Raw genomic sequence first — 19,161 nt, 5'->3', positions numbered from 1 at the left:
ACACGGTATTGTTATAAAGTATAATTCTTCCATAGTTAGTAAAACGTTTTAAAGAAAGGGAGAATAAGATGAAAAAGAATCAATATGCACTCTCAGGATTGTCTTTAGCCCTGACAGCAGCCATGACTCTTGGAACCTGTCTGCCGTATCTCGGCCCAATAGAGATAAAGGCAGCAGCACGGGAATTCATCGCAGAGAAGACAGATAAGGGATATCATCTCCGCAATGAATATTTTGATGTAGAGACCGGCAGGTACGGGGAAATTACATCCTTGAAAATTGTCGGAGACGAATATGATACCAACTATGTCATGAACGTCAATGACAATCCAAAACAGGACACGCCTGCCCATGAATGGATGGGTGACCTGATGTTCAAGATAAAGAAGAGCGGGGAGGAGAACTGGACAGAAGCGCTGACAAATTCCTCTGATGCGGGAAGAAGCGTGGAGTTAAAAGACAATAAGATTGTTGTAACCTACGACAACACGAAAACGGAAGGGGAGAGAGCCATCAGGGATTTCAGGCTGGTGGAGACCTATTCCCTGGCGGATGACCAGCTTCGCTGGGAAATCACCGTAGAAAATACCACGGACTCAGATCTTATTTTCGGTGACTTTGGTGTGCCTCTGGCATTCCATGAAATATGGGTAAACCAGGGAGAGGCATACGAAACCTGCACTGTGGACCACAGCTTTGTGGGAAAAGACTCTTCCTATGTGTATGCCACAAGACCAAGCGGTGAGGGGCATTTTCTGCTCATGACTCCGGATACGGAGACAGGTGCAGGATTTGAATACCAGGACCACTGGCAGGTGGGACAGAGAAGAGCAGAAGAAAAAGAGTGGTGTATGGATCAGGCTGACTGGGCAAATGGTCTGAATGTATTTTATATTCACGCAGATGCTGTCAGTGCAGATGAGAAATCAGGCAATAAGGGCTATATGGACAGTACCAGTATGACGCTTGAAGCCGGAAAAAGCAAAACCTACGCGTTTGAATTCACAGGTGTGGCGGATGAAAAAGAGATGAAAGATACCCTGTATGAAGAGGGCATCATGGATGCAGTGGCAGTCCCGGGCATGACATTCGCCAGGGATATGCCGGCAAAAATGTATCTGCATACAAAGGTTCCGTCAGAGGATATATCCTTTGAATTCCGTTGTCCTCATACCAATAACCTTCACCGGGGCACCAATACGGTATCCAATAACCTGCCCTGCGAAAAGACAGAGGATAACACCTATGCAGAGTTTACAGAGACAAAAGTGGTTGACGGTGAGCAGTACCATATTTATAATATCGCTTTCGGAGATTTGGGACAGAATGATATCATTGTGAACTATAGACAGAACGGGAAAGAGAAGACAACCATGCTGCAGTTCTATATGATGGATGATTTACAGTCCGCTCTGAATCTGCACTCGGATTTTCTGCTGAAAACACAGTGGGACGCGCCGGGAGCTATCCAGGATAAAGTATTTGATGACTGGATGATGGACAGCAAGTCAAAACGCGGTTCCTTTGACGGATACTGGGGCTGGGGTGATGACTGGGGATATGTCCATGGAGAGTATCTGGCGGAAATGAATTCCTATAATCCTGTGGAAGAGCAGGTACAGGCCCTGGACGAATATCTGGATACAGCTATCTGGGAGAATCTGATGCAGGAACACCAGGAAGATTTCCTGATACACGATTTCCTGATGCCGGAACCGAACGGTACACCGACATACAGAGGATTCGCATACCCCCATATTTATAATACTTACTTTTCCATGTATAAAATCGCAGAGCAGTACCCGGATCTGATCGAGTACAAAGAGGATGCGGACACCTATCTGCTCCGATGTTATCATATTATGGATGCCCTCTATAACGAAGGAAGTGTAGGATACAACTGGAATACAGGACTTATGGGAGAGTCCACTACACCATCTATTATCCAGGCTCTTAAAGAGAGAGGATATGAGGAAGAGGCAGAAAACCTGGAATCTGTCATGGAGAAAAAATTTAATAACTTTGCCAATGACAAATATCCGTACATTTCAGAATACCCATATGACAATACCAGTGAGGAAGCTGTATATACCATGGCAAAAATGTTCGGAAACGAGGAGGTCATGGCAAAAGTAAACGAAAAGACAAGGGCCTGCCGCGGTGTACAGCCAATCTGGTACCATTACGGAAATCCAACTACCATCTGCGGCGAAAACTGGTTCAACTTCCAGTATACAGCCTCCCTGGCAGGATACTGCATGGATGACTGGCTGCGCAGGCAGGATAACGGCATGTCATCTGAGGAGGCAGGACTTGCACAGCGCATTAACTATGCAGGTAAACTGGCTAACTTCACTGTCATCAACTCCGGCCAGATTGACGCGGATGCGGAAAATGTGGGCACGGCTGCCTGGACATATCAGGCAGAGATGGGAAATGATACGGCACTGGGAACCGGAGGCGGAAAACTCCACAATGGATGGAGACAGATGTCAGGAGAGGCAGATCTGGCCCTGTTTGGAGCAATCAGGATCGCTTCCTCTGATGTGGCAGAAGACCCGGTATTCGGACTTCTTGGATATGGCTGTGAAGTCTCTGACAATGGCAGCAGCTATGAGGTGACGCCTCTCGACGGCGTATACCACAGACTGAACCTGATCAATGAGCAGGTTTCCCTGGAACTGTACAGAGATCAGTACAGCAGCGCAGTAGTTTCCAAAGACGGAAGCAGTATTTCTTTGGATATCGTAAATGTGACGGGACAGGAACATGAATCAAATCTGGACATTACCGGTATTCCGGCAGGTACCTATCAGGTTTTTGTCAACGGTCAGACAGCCGGAAGCTTTGAAGCTCAGGATCAGACCACGACCGTGGCTCTGCCTATTCCGGAAGGTGACAGCGCCGGGATCAGGATTCAGCCAGGGGAGCTTCTGAATGATACAACACCTGTTGTGGATGCAGGGGAGGATACCCGGGTTACCATGGAGGAAGAAACGGTTCTCCACGGTATGGCAAGAGATGCCGCATGGCTGCACAGAACCCCTGATGTGACATGGACAGCAGAGGAGGCGCCAGCCGGTGCAAAAGTCACTTTTGCAAACGATAAAGCGGTTTCCACAAAAGTGGAATTTGACAAAGCGGGGGAATACACCCTGAAACTTACAGCAGAAGGCAGAAGCAATACAGCCAGTGATACGGTAAAGATTACAGTGGAAGGCATACCGCAGCTTCCGGAAACCATCGCTTCTTATGATTTTGAGGAGGCAAATGTTGATACAGAGAATAAAACTGTAAAAGATATCAGCGGTTCAGGTATCAATGCTGAACTGAAAGCAAATGTGGAATTTTCCGAAGGAAAAGACGGCAGAGGTGTTTCCATGGATGGAGAGATCGGCGGATACGTAAAGCTGAAAAGCGGCCTTACAAAATATACCAAAGAGGCCACCATATCCATGGATATAAAACTGAACGGCAAACAGACAAACGGGACGAGACTTTTCGAATTCGGCGATATGGATGATAATTTGTTCTACGCTGCCTGCGAAAGCGCCAACGAACTGTCGCTGAATATAACAAACCAGAAGACAAAAGAGGTCATAACAGCAAAATCAGGTGTGCTCCTCAACCCGGATGCATGGCAGAATATTGAAGTCACCCTGAAAGACAACAGGGCAGTGCTGTATATCAACGGGGAAGCATACGCAGAGATAGAGGATGCGGAATTTGATTTCAGCCGATTGGGTACCACCCAGCGCAGCTTCCTGGGACGTTCTTATTCTGAAAGCACTCCATGGCTGAACGGTACCTATGATAACTTTAAAATGCTGTCAAAAGCCATGAGCGCAGAGGAAATCAAGGCGGCGTATGGATCCGATGAGGCAGTTACCGTGACAGAGGTTGTGGTATCACCAGTCATCACCTCTGTAGGCGTAGCACCTGAAATGCCGAAAACAGCCAAGGTGGAGTATTCCAACGGTCTGTGCCAATATGAACAGGTAACATGGAATGAGATTGACAAATCTTCCTACGCAAAGAAAGGGGAATTTGAGGTTTCAGGAAGAATTGATGCCCTGGAACTGGAAATTTCCACAATGGTTCAGGTAGTGGAGGGAAAAGAACAGAATATCGCTCTGCTGGCCGTACCCACAGCTGTTTTTGATAATCCGGATGACCTGGGCGGTGTAGCAGGCTTAAACGATGGATTTGACCCTGCAAACTCCAATGACAAGTCACACGGTGTATGGCACAACTGGCAGGGAGACCAGAAAGGAGAAGCCTGGGTACAGTACACCTGGAACGCAGAGGTTACCATTACAGGCACGGATGCTTATTATTTTACAGACGGCAACTTTGCGCCGGCCTCCGTCAATTTCCAGTATCTTGACCGTGAAGGTAATTGGAGAGATGTGGAGAACGGGGACGGCTTTGATACAAAATTAAATCAGTATAATAAAACCGTCTTTTCACCTGTGACCACCACAGCATTCCGCATGATCATGAACCCGAAGACACTGGGATGCGGTGTGATCGAATGGAAAGTATACGGTTACTCTGATGAATCCGCAGCAGATAAAAAACTTCTGCAGGCAGCTCTGGATAAGGCCAAAGCCCTGAATCTCCATATTTTTGAGGAAGGTGCTGAGGAAATCCTGAATACAGCCATAGCGGAGGCGCAGGCTGTCTTTGACAATACAGAAGCATCCCAGGATGAGGTGGATGCGGCAGCAGCCAGACTGGAGAGAGTGATGATCACCCTTCCTGTAATGGATGCAAATCTGGCGTACAGTGCAACACCGTCAACCAGCTTTATATCCGACTGGGAAAAGTTATCGGCGGTAAATGACGCAGTTGTACCTGAAAGTTCACAGGATCCGGATCCGTCATTGTACGCAAGATACGGTACATGGGGCAATGAAAGTGAATATGAAACGGTTACTTACACATGGGATACAGATGTGACATTAAACGAAAGTGATATTTATTTTTGGTATGACGGAAGCACCACCACAAACGGTGGTATTAATATTCCGGAATCTTATAAATATGAATATCTGGACAAGGAAGGAAATTGGAATGAGGTAACAGAACCGACCGCTTACGCAACAGAAATTGACGGTTTCAACACTACATCCTTTGAGCCTGTGACAACGAAAGCTTTCCGGGTGACCATGGTAAAACAGGATGAAGATAAAAATGGTAAAAATGGTGTTGGCCTGATGGAATGGAAGGTATACGGCACCATAGCAAAAGCAGATAAGACGGCTCTCACAGAAGCTGTGGAGGAGGCTTCAGGCATTGAAACAGAGATTTATACACAGGAGACAAAAACAGCCTTTGAAAAGGCACTGGCAGATGCTAAGGCTATCCTTGCCGATCCGGATGTAAGCAGTGAGGAAGTGAAGTTAGCCCTTTCCAGGCTGGTAAAAGCACAGAATAATCTGGAAGAAAAGGGCGGAGATGGTATCCGTAATCTGGCCTTGGGAGCTAAGACGGACGGCCTGTGCAATTATGACGGATTGGACGGACGGCTCAGTGATCTGGGCGGCCTTGCAGCCCTCAATGACGGCGCAGTACCCGAAAATTCTGCAGACCAGAGCAGCCCTGTATGGCACAACTGGCATGACCGTTACGGCAGTGAAAACCAGGTTCTTAACGGATGGGTATCCTACACCTGGGATGAACCGGTGGTTCTTGACAGCACCAACGTTTATTATTTCAGGAACGGAAGCGGAGATTTCCTTCCAAAAGCAGTACAGTTTGAGTATCTGGATGAGGAAGGCATTTGGAACGCGGTTACAGGTGCAGAGGGACTTGGCTGTGAAGCTGACCGATTCAATACCACTACATTTGACAGAATCACCACCACAGCGATTCGTATGAACATGGAACCGGCCCTCAGGGAAGAGAATCAGGAAGATCCTTCCAGAGGAACCGGAGTCCTTGAATGGCAGGTAATGGGCATTTACGCAAAAGAACTGCCAAACAAAGATACGCTCAGGAAAGCTGTAGAGGCGGCAGAGGAGAAACAGGAGACAGATTATACAGAGGACTCCTGGAAAATATTCGACCGGGCGCTGAAAAATGCAAAAGAAGTTCTGAATGACATATATACGGATCAGGAGCAGGTTGACAACGCTCTTGACAGCCTTATGGAGGCCATGGAAAACCTTACAGAAGCCAGCACTGAATCAGGGGTCAGAAATATGGCGGCCTGTGCGGCGGCAGAGGGATTATGCAGCTATGACGGACAGGACGGCAGACCATACGATCTGGGCGGACTTGCAGCTTTAAATGACGGCGCAGTACCCGAGAATTCTGCGGATACAGCAAACGGTGCATGGCACAACTGGTTAGACCGCTACGATGAGAACGGCAGCATACAAGACGGCTGGGTATCCTATACCTGGGAGAAACCGGTGGTTCTGGAAGGCAGCAGTGTATACTTCTTCCAAAATGGAAACGGGGATTTCCTTCCTGCATCCGCACAGATTGAGTATCTCAGTGAGGAGGGTACATGGCTTCCTGTTTCTGAAAATCGTATGGGATGCGATGCGGATACATTTAACACGATAACATTTGACAAGATTACCACAACCTCCATCCGGATGATTATGAAACCGGCTCTGCGGGAGGGCAGTGAGGAAGACCCGTCAAGGGGAACCGGAGTCCTTGAATGGCAGGCAATGGGCCGGTACGCAGATGAAATCAAGGAAAACGCGGATAAAACACTGCTGAAGGAAGCACTGGCTGAGGCGGCAGGAAAACAGCAGGCAGATTACACAGGAGCAAGCTGGGAAGCGTTCCGAAAAGCTTATGAAAAGGCAAAAGATATTTATGCCGATACAGATGCGGACCAGACACTTGTGAATGCTGTACTGGCAGAACTGAACGATGCCATATCAGGCCTGACCGAAAAAGCAGATCTGACAGAGCTTAACAGTATGATCGCCCGGGCTGAGAAGAAGACAGAGGATGCTTACACAGAGGAAACCTGGAATCTGTTTGCAGAGGCTCTGACAGCAGCGAAAGCTGCGGCGGAAAAAGAAGATATCACACAGGAGGAAGCCGACAACGCAAGAGATGCCCTGCGGTCTGCTATGGAGAACCTGGAGAAAAAAGATGCAGATGTGGTAAATAAAGAAGCTTTGAAAGCAGCGATTGAGGAGGCAGAGAAAAAAGAGGAATCCAAATATACAAAAGAGAGCTGGGAAGGATTTGCCCGGGCCTGGAAGGCAGCAAAAGAAGTCTTTGAGAATGAGGCCGCCACTGCGGAGCAGGTGGAGGAGCAGACAGCTCTTCTGAATGCAGCCATGGCAGCCCTGGTATTAAGGGAAAAAGATCCGGAAGACCCGGAGCAGGAGGCAGACAAGGCAGCACTTGCAAAGCTTGTGGAGAAGGCCAATGGTTTTACAAGAGCTGACTATACGGAAGATACATGGGCAGTCTTTGACCTGGCACTGGTAAACGCCCAGAAAGTTCTGGCTGACAAAGCAGCGGACCAGGAGACTGTGGACAAGGCAGGTAAAGAACTGCAGGCAGCAATGAATCAGCTTGTGAAGGTAAACAACGAAAGCAGCCTGGATCTGAGCCGCATCAAAGCCCTGATCCAAAAGGCGGAAAAGCTGGAAAAAGAAGATTACACAGCAGCAAGCTTTCAAACCTTCAGCCAGGCATTAAAGGAGGCAAAGGCAATCCTGGACGCTGACGGCGCGTCACAGAGTGATGTAGACAAAAAAGCGCAGGCACTTGAAAAAGCCATGAAGAATCTGAAGAAAAAATCAGGTTCCGGACCCAAGGCGCCCGGAAACACTGGAGGAAAAGGCAGTTCAGGCAAAGGAAGCGGTTCCGGTTCCGGAAATGGTGCCAAAAGTGTGAAAACAGGAGATGAAACACCAATCCTTCCGTTTGCAGGCGTTGCTGTGCTCTCCCTTGCAGGAATCGTGTGTCTTCTCAAGAGAAGACGGACAGAATAAGAAATAACAAAATAAAATAAGAATTTTTTACAGAGCATCTGCGGCGACTGAGCCGGCAGATGCTCTTTTGCATTAACCTGCGCAAAACAGTAAAATATTGTTATTAAGATAATTTTATTAGACTATTTGCTGAAATCTGTTATAATACCTTTTAGATGTATTAAGGAGACAGACTATGCAGAACAAACAGAAAAAGAATGCATGGATTCCCTCATACGCAGTATTTCCGCTGCTTTCCTGTGTGACAGTGAACTGTATTGTGTATTTTGGGATTGCCAAGCTTGCCGGCGAATGGAAGCATTATGACCTGACGCTGCCCTTTGACAGGGCGGTACCTCTGGTTCCCGGATTTGTATCCGTCTATCTGGGTTGCTATCTGTTCTGGATTATAAATTACATACTGATCGCAAGGCAGGGCGAGGAACATTGTATCCGTTTTGCCACGGCAGACATGATGTCAAGGCTGGTCTGCTGTGTGTTTTTTTTAGTGCTGCCAACAACGAATGTCAGGCCTGCGCTTGAAGGGGAGGGCATCTGGGTGACTCTGCTGCAGGCTGTATATAACATGGATGCGCCGGTGAATCTCTTCCCCTCCATCCACTGCCTGGTAAGCTGGTTTTGTTTTATCGGCATTCGGGGAAGAAAATCGGTTCCGAAGGCGTACCGGGTATTTTCCTGCCTGTTTGCCCTGCTGGTATGTGTGTCCACGCAGGTGACAAAACAGCATTACATAGTGGATGTGTTCGGCGGGATCGCCATAGCGGAAATTACTTATTATATTGCATTCCATACGAATATTTACAGGCTGTCTAAAAAAGTATTTGACAGATTATATGAAATGTTTTTTAGCAGGAGAAAAAGTGCCTGCGGGAAAGAGAGTGAAGTTTGACAAGTAAAAAGAAAAAAATAGGAAACGGACTGTTTCTTGCAGCGGTTTTCATTTTGACCATATACAGTGTTTTCCACGGGGAGGATCTCCATGCTGTGCTGAAGGCCATCGTCAGGGTGAACCCCTGGTATCTTCTTCCGGCGGTGCTGGGCGTGATCATTTTTATCTGGGGAGAATCCATCATTATCCATTACATGCTGGGAACACTGAGTATCAGGACAAAGAAAAGGACCTGCTTCCAGTATTCCTGTATCGGGTTCTTCTTCAGCTGTATCACGCCGTCCGCAAGCGGCGGGCAGCCTATGCAGATTTATTATATGAGGAAAAACAAGATTCCCGTTCCGGTGGCTACACTGGTGCTTATGATCGTTACCATCACGTACAAATCGGTGCTGGTGTTTATCGGCCTTTTTGTTGCATTTTTCCAGAGAGGGTTTGTACATAAATATCTGGAAGGAATTCTTCCGGTCTTTTATCTGGGAGTGGCTTTAAATGTATTCTGCTGCATTGCCATGTCTGTCCTGGTGCTGTGTCCCTCACTGGCAAAGTTCATTATGATGAAGGGACTTGCGATTCTGGAACATGTGCGGATTTTCAGGAAAAAAGAGGAGAGGACCAGGAAACTGGAAGAGTCCATGAATCACTATACGGTTACTTCGGATTACCTGAAAGGACATGGGAAAGTGATCGTAAATGTGCTGCTGATCACATTTCTGCAGAGATTTGCCCTGTTTTTTGTGACATGGTTTGTTTACCGGGCCTTCGGTCTGCACGGGGCAAGTGTCTATGATGTGGTCATGCTTCAGGCGGTAGTGTCTGTGTCTGTGGATATGCTGCCTCTGCCGGGAGGAATGGGAATCAGTGAGAATCTGTTTTTGATCATATTCAAGACGATTTTTGTGGGCAGCCTGCTGCTGCCCGGCATGGTTTTAAGCAGAGGGATCGCTTTTTACGTGCAGCTGCTTTTCAGCGCGGGTATGACTGCAGTTGCGCATTTTACAATAGGACGTAAAGTCCAGGACAGTGCCGCGTAGGGTTTTGAGAACCGGCGCCTTATGTACCGGGAAGGATAAAGAAAAGAGGGACAGAAAAAAGATGATAGGATTTTATAATTATTCAGTGATATTGACTTATATAAGCCTGATTTCTTCCGTATTCGGAATGTCGCAGGCAATACACGGCAGATTTAAGGTGGCAGTGTTCTGCCTGGCTTTGTCAGGACTGTGTGATATGTTTGACGGAAAAATCGCCCGCTCCATGAAAAACAGGACAGAGGATGAGAAATCATTTGGCATCCAGATCGATTCCCTGTGTGACGTGGTCTGTTTCGGTATATTTCCGGCTATGATATGTTACCTTTTAGGCGTGAGGGGGCCTGTGGGGCTGGTGATCATAGCGCTGTACTGTGTCAACTCTGTCATACGGCTCGCTTACTTTAACGTGATGGAAATGAAAGGCGCACTGGTCAGCGAGGAGGGGGAGAAATACTACAAGGGCCTTCCCATCACCTCCATGGCTGTGGTGCTTCCGCTGGTGTTCATGATACAGTTTTTTGTACCGGATTTTGTATTCATCATATGCCTGCACCTGGCGCTTCTGGTGGTAGGGACACTGTTCGTGGTGAATTTCCGGTTTAGAAAGCCAAAGAACTCCACGCTGGCAGTTCTGGTGGCAGTGGTGGCTGTGGCTCTCTGCATTATGATTCTCAGGACCAGATACCGCATAGAATTCAGACACGGCTGGCCATGGCTTCCCTGGCTGCGAAAGCTGTAAGATACAGGAGGATAACGGGATGAAATACATAGACAGAGAAGGAAAGATCACAACAGAGGATTCCGGGCAGGACAGACTCCTTCGGTGGATGTATACCCACAGGGCAGGACGTCTGGCTTTAAAGGTCCTGGTTTTGCCCGGAGTTTCCAAAGCAGGTGGATGGTTTCTGGACAGCAGGTGTTCCAGAGTGCTCATCAAACCCTTTGTGAAACGGCAGGGCATCGACCTTGACTTGTATGAGGGGCGGGAATATGCCTCCTACAATGATTTTTTTACAAGACAGATCAAGAAGGAACACCGGCCCATAGAGGGGGATGCAGGCACTTTGATCAGTCCCTGTGATGGAAAGCTGAGCGTCTATCCCATTGACGGGAAAAGACGCTTTTCTATTAAAGGGACAGAGTATACCGTGGATTCCCTGCTGCGTTCCGGACGTATTGCCGGGAGATACCGGGGAGGATACGCGTGCATTTTCCGTCTGACCGTAGATGACTATCACCGCTACTGCTATGTGGATGACGGCGTCAAATCCGTCAATATCAGGATACCGGGTGTATTTCATACGGTGAATCCGGCGGCAAATGAGGTCTGTCCCATCTATAAGGAAAATACAAGAGAATTCTCTCTGCTGCAGAGTGAGCATTTTAAGGTGGTGCTCATGATGGAAGTAGGTGCACTCATGGTGGGGCGTATCACCAATTATCATGAGGAGGGCAGCGTGAGAAGGGGAGAGGAAAAGGGACGCTTTGAGTTCGGCGGTTCCACTGTGATCCTGCTCTTTCAGAAGGATGCGGTGAAGTTTGACCGGCGTTTTTTGGAAAATACAGAGAACGGTTATGAGACCATTGTGAAAATGGGAGAGAGACTGGGGGAGGAAACGGAAAGGGAATGACAGAGAGAAAAATAGCAGATTTGGATCTGCGGCAGATCGCAGAGTCCGGGCAGTGCTTCCGAATGGTCCGGAAAAGGGAAAATGTGTATGCCCTTACCGCTTTTGGAAAGTATCTGGAAATAGAACAGAACGGAGACATGTTTTCTTTTTCCTGCACAGAGGAAGCGTTTGGAGAAATCTGGGAGGATTATCTGGACCTGCATACAGATTACGGCGCGATCAAAAGATTGGTAGATGCGGAGGATACCTATCTTCTGGAAGCGGTGCGGGAAGGATGGGGTATACGGATCCTGCGTCAGGATTTATGGGAAATGATAGTGACCTTTTTAGTATCCCAGAACAACAATATCTCCCGCATCAGAAAAAGCGTTGAACTGCTGTGCAGTACCGTAGGAACAGAACAGTATACAGAGGAAGGGCTGCGGTATGATACATTTCCGGAACCGGAAGCAATCGCGCATGCAGGTATGGAAGTCCTTTCCACCTTGGGACTGGGATACAGGGATAAGTACATTTTAGGTGCAGCGCAGGCTGTCCTGGACGGCAGTCTGGACCTGGAAATGCTGCGTTTGGCAGATTATGAGACTGCCCACAAAGAGCTGGTAAAACAGTATGGGATCGGAAAAAAGGTGGCAGACTGTATCTGCCTTTTCGGACTTTACCATATAGAGGCATTTCCGGTGGATACTCATGTGAAAAAGATTCTGGAGGCTCATTATCCGGGAGGATTTCCCCATGAAAGGTATAAGGGATATGCGGGAATCCTGCAGCAGTACATGTTTTATCACGATTTAAATGCCGCGGCATAGAAAGGCAGCAGGCCTTATACATAGCCTGCTGTCAGATAACAGCTATAGATCGATGGAAGTGATTTTGGGATTTTTCCTGAGAAGCTCCAGGGTATGGAAGATATCATAGCTGTCCGGGAACTTTACGAAAAGCTTCACTTCCACCTGATTGTCTTTCAGGCGTTTTACCTTCATGCTGGTGATCTTGATCTCATCCAGGTGAAAGGTATTCTCCAGGATGCTGCGCAGATCATCCTCCTGCTCCATGATAAGGGTCACCTGCTCAATGCTGGAGGATTTCAGCCAGCGGAAATTTCGGTGGAAGAAAAACTGCAGAAGCAGTATCAGGACAGTGGCAGTGATGCCGGGAACATACATACCTGCGCCCAGTGCCATGCCCACGCCGACCGTTGCCCACAGCCCTGCTGAGGTGGTCAGGCCGCTGATATTCATCTTGTGGGTGAAGATGACCCCTGCGCCCAGAAAACCGATAGCAGTGACCACACCCGCGGCGATACGGGATGGGTCCAGGTTTACGTGGGAGGACAGGACATCGAAAAATCCGTATTTTGATACGATCATCATGAGTGCGGAGGCAAGGGACACAATGGAATGTGTGCGGATGCCGGCCATTTTCATTTGATTTTCCCGCTCGTATCCGATGAGGGCACCACAGAGAATGGCGCCCAGCATGCGGAGCGGATACTTCAAATAAAGCAGAATAAGTTCCATATAAATCCCTCCGTTTCTATTTCCATCTATTATAACAGAATATGATTTCAATAGCCAGCAAAGGAGGATTTTGCCATGATAGTGATCAATCAGGAAACTTGTGTGGGATGCGGGGCATGTGTGAAGGACTGCCCGGGCAGTGCCATTCATCTGGATGAGGGAATAGCTGCGGCCATTCGTCCGTGCATCCAGTGCGGCCACTGCGTTGCGGTCTGTCCGGTCAATGCGGTGTCCATCCCGGAATTTGATATGGAAGATGTGGAGGAGTATCGGGAGGGTGAGTTTTCCGTTTCCGGTGAACATTTTTTAAGAGCTGTAAAGTACCGCAGAAGCATCCGCAGTTTTAAGAAGGAGATTCCGGACAGAGAAACCATAGGAAAGATCCTGGAGGCGGGCCGCTATACAGCCACAGCCAAAAATATGCAGGACTGTACTTTCGTGGTGGTCCGAGAGCGGCTGGCAGAGTTTAAAAGCCTTGTCTGGCAGGAAATGCCGGGGATCATCCGGTCCTTAAAAGAGACAGGGCCGGATTATGCCCGGGCATTTTCCTTATTCTATAAATTATGGGAGCGGGACAGGGAGAAGGATACATTCTTTTTCAATACACCTGTATTTCTGGTCATTGCTTCGGAAAATCCTCTGGATGGAGGCCTTGCAGCCGCCAATATCGAGAATATGGCCGTTACACAGGGCCTGGGAGCGCTCTACAGCGGCTATATGATGCGTGTTATTAAGGAAAGCCCTGTTCTGCGGGAGTGGCTGGGAATCGGGGAAAAGATGGTTTCCTGCTGTATGCTGCTGGGATATCCGGATGTGAAATACAGACGCACCGCGCCCAGGAAAAAAGCGGATATTCTGTGGAAATAGTAAGGAAAACTGAGGTAAAGAGATGAAAATAGACAGGCTGATCGGCATACTCTCTATATTGCTGCAGCAGGATAAGGTGACAGCCCCTTATCTGGCAGAAAAATTTGAGGTTTCCAGACGAACCATTAACCGGGATGTGGAGGATATCTGCAAGGCGGGGATTCCGCTGGTCACGACCCAGGGGCAGAACGGCGGCATTTCCATTATGGAGGGATACCGGCTGGATAAGACGCTTCTGACTTCCGGGGACATGCAGTCCATTCTGGCAGGGCTCAGGAGCCTGGACAGTGTGGCGGGAACTAACCGGTATCAGCTTCTAATGGAGAAGCTGTCCGTGGGAAGCCGGGACGTGCTCACCAGCAATGACCATATCAGAATTGATCTGTCCTCCTGGTATAAATCCGCCCTTGCGCCAAAGATAGAACGGATACAAAATGCCATTGAAGCCTGCCGCCTCATAAGCTTCCGGTATTATTCCCCAAGGGGAGAGGGGGAGCGGGAGATTGAGCCGTATCTTCTGATTTTTCAGTGGTCTTCCTGGTATGTGTGGGGATACTGCAGGCAGAGAAACGATTACCGGATGTTCAAATTAAACCGTATGGACAGTCTTCGGGATACAGGCGGGAAGTTTGAAAAAAGGCAGCTCCCTGACTGTGACTGGTCCCCCAGGCGTATCTATCCCGCTTCCATCCATGTGAAGGTACGGTGTGCATCCGGTATGAAATGGCGTCTCATTGAAGAGTACGGGGTGGAGTGTTTTACAGAACAGGAGGATGGATTCCTGCTGTTTGAATCAGATTTTGTGGACAGGAACAGTCTTTATGGATGGCTTTTAAGTTTTGGGGAACAGATAGAGCTTCTGGAACCGGAAGAGCTGCGGAAGGAACTGGCGGACATGTTCGGCAGAATGCAGAGACGTTATCAAAAAGAAACGGAATAACCCCGGCAATGATGACAGACAGTTGTCATGGTTCATCTGTTATAGTAGCCTTATCCCGTATCCGGCGGTTCCTGTGGGTTCTGTCCGGGCCGGAAAATCAGAAGAGATGAGGCTGTTATAAATGGAATATGAAATTGTGGAATTAGAAGAGAAAAAGGTTTTTGGCCTGAGAGCACGTACGAATAACCAGGCACCTGATGTGGGAGCCGTGATCGGCGGACTCTGGGATAGATTTTTTGTGCAGGGAATCCACGATACGATACCGGATAAGTGCAGCGGAATGCCGCTGGGGATTTATTCCGGATATGCCGGAGGGATTCTGGACGATTATGATTTTACCGTGGGGTGCGAGACAGATGCAGAAGGGGAGGCACCGGAAGGTATGGTGAGCCTGCGGATTCCTGCGGGCAGATATGCCAGATTTACAGTAAAAGGCCATATGCAGCGTGCAGTGGCGGCATTCTGGCAGGAGCTGTGGAAGATGGATCTGGACAGGGCATTCGGCGCAGATTTTGAAGAATACCGGAATCAGGATGTGGAGAACGCAGTCATTTATATTTATATAGGTCTGAAATAAAAATAAGAAGCTCAGTCTTTTCCGAGGACGAAAAATATGGTATACTGGCGTTGTTGTCCGCAGATGCATTTTGCGGCCAAAATATAGACCATAATATAAGACAATATGGCCGGAGAACGTGATATTCCGGTCAAAACAGGAAGGGCATGAGATATGAAAAAATGGAACTGTTTACTTGCGGCAGTGACTCTGGCACTGTCTGTTCTGCTGACAGGATGCGGCGGACAGCAGGAGGAGCCGGTCAGCCAGGCATCACCTGAAGACCTGCATCATGTGAAAATCCATATAAAGGATTACGGCACCATCTCTGTGGAGCTGGACAGCTCGGCGGCGCCTGTGACCGTGGAAAATTTTATGAATCTGGCCGGGGAGGGTTTCTACGATGGCCTGACTTTTCACAGGATCATCAAGGGATTCATGATCCAGGGCGGTGACCCGAAGGGAGACGGCACCGGCGGTGCGGATCAGACCATCAAAGGTGAGTTTTCCAAAAACGGAGTCAACAATCCTCTGAAGCATACGAGAGGAACCATCTCCATGGCACGTTCCAGCGATATGGACAGCGCCAGTTCCCAGTTTTTTATTGTACAGGAGACATCCTCACATCTGGACAAGGAATATGCCGCTTTCGGTCATGTGACAGAAGGCATGGATGTTGTGGACAAAATCTGTGATGAGGTGAAAACAACGGACAGTAACGGAAGTGTGGCGCCGGAGGACCAGCCGGTCATAGAGAGCGTAGAAGTGGTGGACTAGATTGTATTGAAAAGTAAAAACTGCCGCATCGGCGGACGGGAAGAATATTTCCCGGCAGCCGGTACGGCAGTTTTTTACTGCATGATATTGGAACGGAACAGATACGTGTCACCGCTTCTCTCCAGCGTCAGCGCAGTGTGAATGTCGCCGCTCTCAGTCTGGCAGTCAAGATAGTACATGCCGTCCTCTGTCCATCCGCTGGTGCAGAGAAAGGTCACACGGTTGGTGTCTCCGTGCTGGACATAATAACTGTCAAACTGTTCCAGATAAGTCCAGCTAAAGCGGCTGACTTCGCTCAGGCTGATTCCCATCTTGCGCTGAAGAAAGTCCTCGATCTGCTGTGAGGTCAGATGTGTCACATCTGTAAAGACCGGTTCCCCCTCCGCTGCCTGCAGTGCGGCGCTTTCCTCAAAAGTAAGCGGTTCAGAACTCATACCTGCGCCGGTGTATAAAACCTGATCCAGGTCAACCTCCTGAGGAACGCTGTAGGTAGAGCACAGAAAACCGTAATTCTCCATGTCACTGACAAAGGCGGAGAAAGCGTCCAGTTCCTCTGCAGTCAGATCACGGCGTTCTTCCGTACCTGCCAAAGGGTCCGGAATCTCCTGAGGGCCGGTCTGGGTGCTGCCCGGAACTTCTGTCTCCGCTGACTCTGCAGGGACTTCTGTCTCCTGGGAAGGTTCCCCGTATGACTGCGGCGTACCGGCATTGTTCTCCCCGTTATTCAGTGTAATGCCCTTTCCGTCCAGTATTTTTACGGTGCTTTTCGGAGCTTCCGTATTCTCTTCCTTCGTATCTTTGTCAGAAGGAGAATCCTTTTTCGTCTCTGCGGCCGCCTCCGTCTTCTTGGATGCTTCTTCTGCCTGACGGCTGCCGCAGCCGCTTACTGAAAAAAGCATGGCGGAAACCAGGATGGCCGAGAGCATCCGTGCTGCAATTTTTTTCTTCATTGGTATACCCCCTTTTGCCGGCAGCATGTAAATGCTGTATTTCGGCATAAAAATAATGTCTGTATCCCCTTATTTTATCAGGATACAGACATTTTAACATACGATCGGATGATTGTACACCCTTTCGGGTGTTATGCAAATCACGGCAGATGTTTTTCTTATCTTTGATTTGCAGGTTCAATGGCTATGGTATTTCCTTTGATCTTGGCGGTCTTCATGGCATTCAGCACATCTTTGGCATACTCTCTGGGAACCTCCACAAAGGTGTATTTGTCAAACATATCAATGCTACCGATAAGTTTGCCGGGCATTCCGCTTTCCCCTGCAATGGCGCCCAGGATATCTCCGGGACGGACACGCTGTTTTTTACCGATATTGATGAAGAGGCGGACCATGCCGGGCTCCTCAGCTCCGGTGTCACCGAAATCCACAACTTCCTCGTCCGGCTCCTCCTGCACCATGCCCATGTACATTTTCAGCAGGGCAGCAGCCAGGTCCAGAGTTGTGTAGTCAGAGTTGTTGACTTTCTCATCAATGGCATCGATCATGAGAGAAAGATTTTCTCTTTCAATGACAGAGTCCACATTTTCCAGAATGTTTTCCATTTTGGTGTTGGCAACATCGTTTAAGGAAGGTACCTTCTGCGCATAGATTTTTGTCTTGCAGTAGCGCTGGATCTCTTTTAATTTGTAGAGCTCCCTTCCGCTGGCGAAGGTAAAGGCACGGCCTTCTCTTCCTGCACGTCCGGTACGTCCGATACGGTGAACATAGTATTCATCGTCCTGGGGGAGATCATAATTAAATACAGCTTCAATGTCATCCACATCAATGCCGCGGGCAGCTACATCTGTGGCAACCAGAATGTCGGTTCTTCCTTTTCGGAAGCTCTGCATCACGCGGTCACGCTGGGCCTGTTTCATATCTCCGTGCAGGCCGGCAGCGAAGTAGCCCCTGCCGATCAGGGCATTGACCAGGAGGTCCACCTGCTTCTTTGTATTGCAGAACACTACGGAGAGTCTTGGGGAATAGAGGTCCAGAAGACGGGAGAGCACTTCTTCCTTGTTCTTTGGCTTTACATCATAGTAGAACTGTTCAATATTGGGAACGGTCAGTTCTTTTTTCGTCACCTTAATGACCTCAGCGTCCTTCTGGAACTTCTTGGTGATCTCCAGGATGGGTTTGGGCATGGTGGCGGAGAAGAGTACCGTCTGGCGTTCTTCCGGAACTCCGCTTAAAATGGTCTCGATGTCTTCGCGGAATCCCATGTTGAGCATCTCGTCCGCCTCGTCCAGGACAACGGTGTGCACATCTTCCATTTTCAGGGTTTTTCTGCGCATGTGGTCCATGACACGGCCCGGGGTACCGATGATAAGCTGTGTTCCGCTTTTCAGGGAACGGATCTGTTTTACGATGTCCTGGCCGCCGTAGATGGGGAGCACTTTAATGCCGTGCAGGTATTTTGCCAGATTACGGATTTCATCCGCCACCTGAATGGCAAGCTCTCTTGTGGGACAGAGTACAATGGCCTGGAGTTTCTTGTTTTTAATATCTATCTTCTGCAAAAGAGGGATACCAAAGGCTGCGGTTTTTCCTGTTCCGGTCTGTGCCTGGCCGATAATATCACGGCCGCTTATCATTGCAGGAATCGCTTTGGCCTGAATGGGGGAGGCCTCCTCAAAACCCATGTATCTCACTGCTTTTTCAATTTCCGGGAATAAATCCAATTCTTCAAATTTCGTTGTTTCCATATAAAATAAATAATCCTTTCTATCGGGGGACTGCCCCGAATCCTTCATTATATAAAGGTTCGTCACGCTGAAATGTGCTGCTGCATGAAAAAGGGGTGTCGCATAAGCGCAGTAAATGCTTATCGCGGCACCCTCTTATACACAATCAGCAGCTTACATCATACCAGAATCAGAAACCAATGTCAATTAGAAGATATCGACAGGATAAAGAGGCAAAAATGACGATATTGCATAAAAACAGCAGGTTTTCTTAAAAAACCTTTGCGGGTATTA

Annotated in this window: 13 protein-coding genes; 10 read left to right on the top strand and 3 right to left on the bottom strand. The window is 48.5% G+C overall.

The genetic code is table 11. From position 1 onward, the window contains the following. Positions 1–68 precede the first annotated feature (68 nt). The 6 genes from WMO65_RS21930 (at position 69) to WMO65_RS21905 (ending at position 12,339) form a co-directional block, all read left to right on the top strand. Positions 69–7,976 (top strand): DUF5695 domain-containing protein, encoded by a 7,908-nt coding sequence (locus WMO65_RS21930; RefSeq protein WP_148393275.1) that lies wholly within the window; start codon positions 69–71, stop codon positions 7,974–7,976. Between the two features lie 175 nt (positions 7,977–8,151). Then, on the top strand, positions 8,152–8,865 hold the full coding sequence (locus WMO65_RS21925) for a phosphatase PAP2 family protein (RefSeq protein ID WP_349064667.1): 714 nt from the start codon (positions 8,152–8,154) through the stop codon (positions 8,863–8,865). Then, positions 8,862–9,899, top strand: coding sequence for a lysylphosphatidylglycerol synthase transmembrane domain-containing protein (locus WMO65_RS21920; protein ID WP_033139317.1), 1,038 nt, complete (start codon positions 8,862–8,864; stop codon positions 9,897–9,899). The genes WMO65_RS21925 and WMO65_RS21920 overlap by 4 nt, the downstream gene beginning before the upstream one ends. A gap of 61 nt (positions 9,900–9,960) precedes the next feature. After that, positions 9,961–10,638: a CDP-alcohol phosphatidyltransferase family protein gene (locus WMO65_RS21915; RefSeq protein WP_033139332.1), complete on the top strand. Its 678-nt coding sequence runs from the start codon at positions 9,961–9,963 to the stop codon at positions 10,636–10,638. Between the two features lie 19 nt (positions 10,639–10,657). Beyond that, a complete protein-coding gene (locus tag WMO65_RS21910) occupies positions 10,658–11,530 on the top strand; it encodes a phosphatidylserine decarboxylase (protein WP_148393274.1) in 873 nt (290 codons plus the stop codon). After that, on the top strand, positions 11,527–12,339 hold the full coding sequence (locus WMO65_RS21905) for a DNA-3-methyladenine glycosylase family protein (RefSeq protein WP_148393273.1): 813 nt from the start codon (positions 11,527–11,529) through the stop codon (positions 12,337–12,339). The genes WMO65_RS21910 and WMO65_RS21905 overlap by 4 nt, the downstream gene beginning before the upstream one ends. 42 nt (positions 12,340–12,381) lie before the next feature. On the opposite strand, the gene WMO65_RS21900 is transcribed toward WMO65_RS21905, so the two are convergent. Next, a complete protein-coding gene (locus WMO65_RS21900) occupies positions 12,382–13,050 on the bottom strand; it encodes an MgtC/SapB family protein (RefSeq protein WP_033139320.1) in 669 nt (222 codons plus the stop codon). A gap of 75 nt (positions 13,051–13,125) precedes the next feature. On the opposite strand from WMO65_RS21900, the gene WMO65_RS21895 reads away from it, so the two are divergent. The 4 genes from WMO65_RS21895 to WMO65_RS21880 all read left to right on the top strand — a co-directional run bounded on the left by WMO65_RS21895 (position 13,126) and on the right by WMO65_RS21880 (position 16,190). After that, positions 13,126–13,917 (top strand): nitroreductase family protein, encoded by a 792-nt coding sequence (locus WMO65_RS21895; protein WP_033139321.1) that lies wholly within the window; start codon positions 13,126–13,128, stop codon positions 13,915–13,917. 22 nt (positions 13,918–13,939) lie between these two features. Continuing rightward, positions 13,940–14,857, top strand: coding sequence for a helix-turn-helix transcriptional regulator (locus WMO65_RS21890; RefSeq protein ID WP_148393271.1), 918 nt, complete (start codon positions 13,940–13,942; stop codon positions 14,855–14,857). Positions 14,858–14,978: 121 nt separating this feature from the next. Continuing rightward, positions 14,979–15,434: a GyrI-like domain-containing protein gene (locus tag WMO65_RS21885; protein WP_148393270.1), complete on the top strand. Its 456-nt coding sequence runs from the start codon at positions 14,979–14,981 to the stop codon at positions 15,432–15,434. Between the two features lie 153 nt (positions 15,435–15,587). Beyond that, the gene (locus WMO65_RS21880; RefSeq protein ID WP_148393269.1) at positions 15,588–16,190 is read left to right on the top strand and encodes a peptidylprolyl isomerase; all 603 of its coding nucleotides are present in this window, start codon (positions 15,588–15,590) and stop codon (positions 16,188–16,190) included. Between the two features lie 74 nt (positions 16,191–16,264). Here the strand turns inward: WMO65_RS21880 and WMO65_RS21875 are convergent, their stop codons facing one another. Continuing rightward, positions 16,265–17,140 (bottom strand): hypothetical protein, encoded by an 876-nt coding sequence (locus WMO65_RS21875; RefSeq protein ID WP_148393268.1) that lies wholly within the window; start codon positions 17,138–17,140, stop codon positions 16,265–16,267. A 158-nt stretch (positions 17,141–17,298) separates the two neighbouring features. After that, entirely contained in the window at positions 17,299–18,888 is a 1,590-nt protein-coding gene (locus WMO65_RS21870; protein ID WP_033139333.1) for a DEAD/DEAH box helicase, read from the bottom strand. Positions 18,889–19,161 lie beyond the last annotated feature (273 nt).

Source organism: Blautia caccae, from assembly GCF_040095955.1.
Classification (GTDB): Bacteria; Bacillota; Clostridia; order Lachnospirales; family Lachnospiraceae; genus Blautia; species Blautia celeris.
Note: the sequence above shows the minus strand (reverse complement) of the source record. Positions and strands in the feature narration are given on the sequence as shown.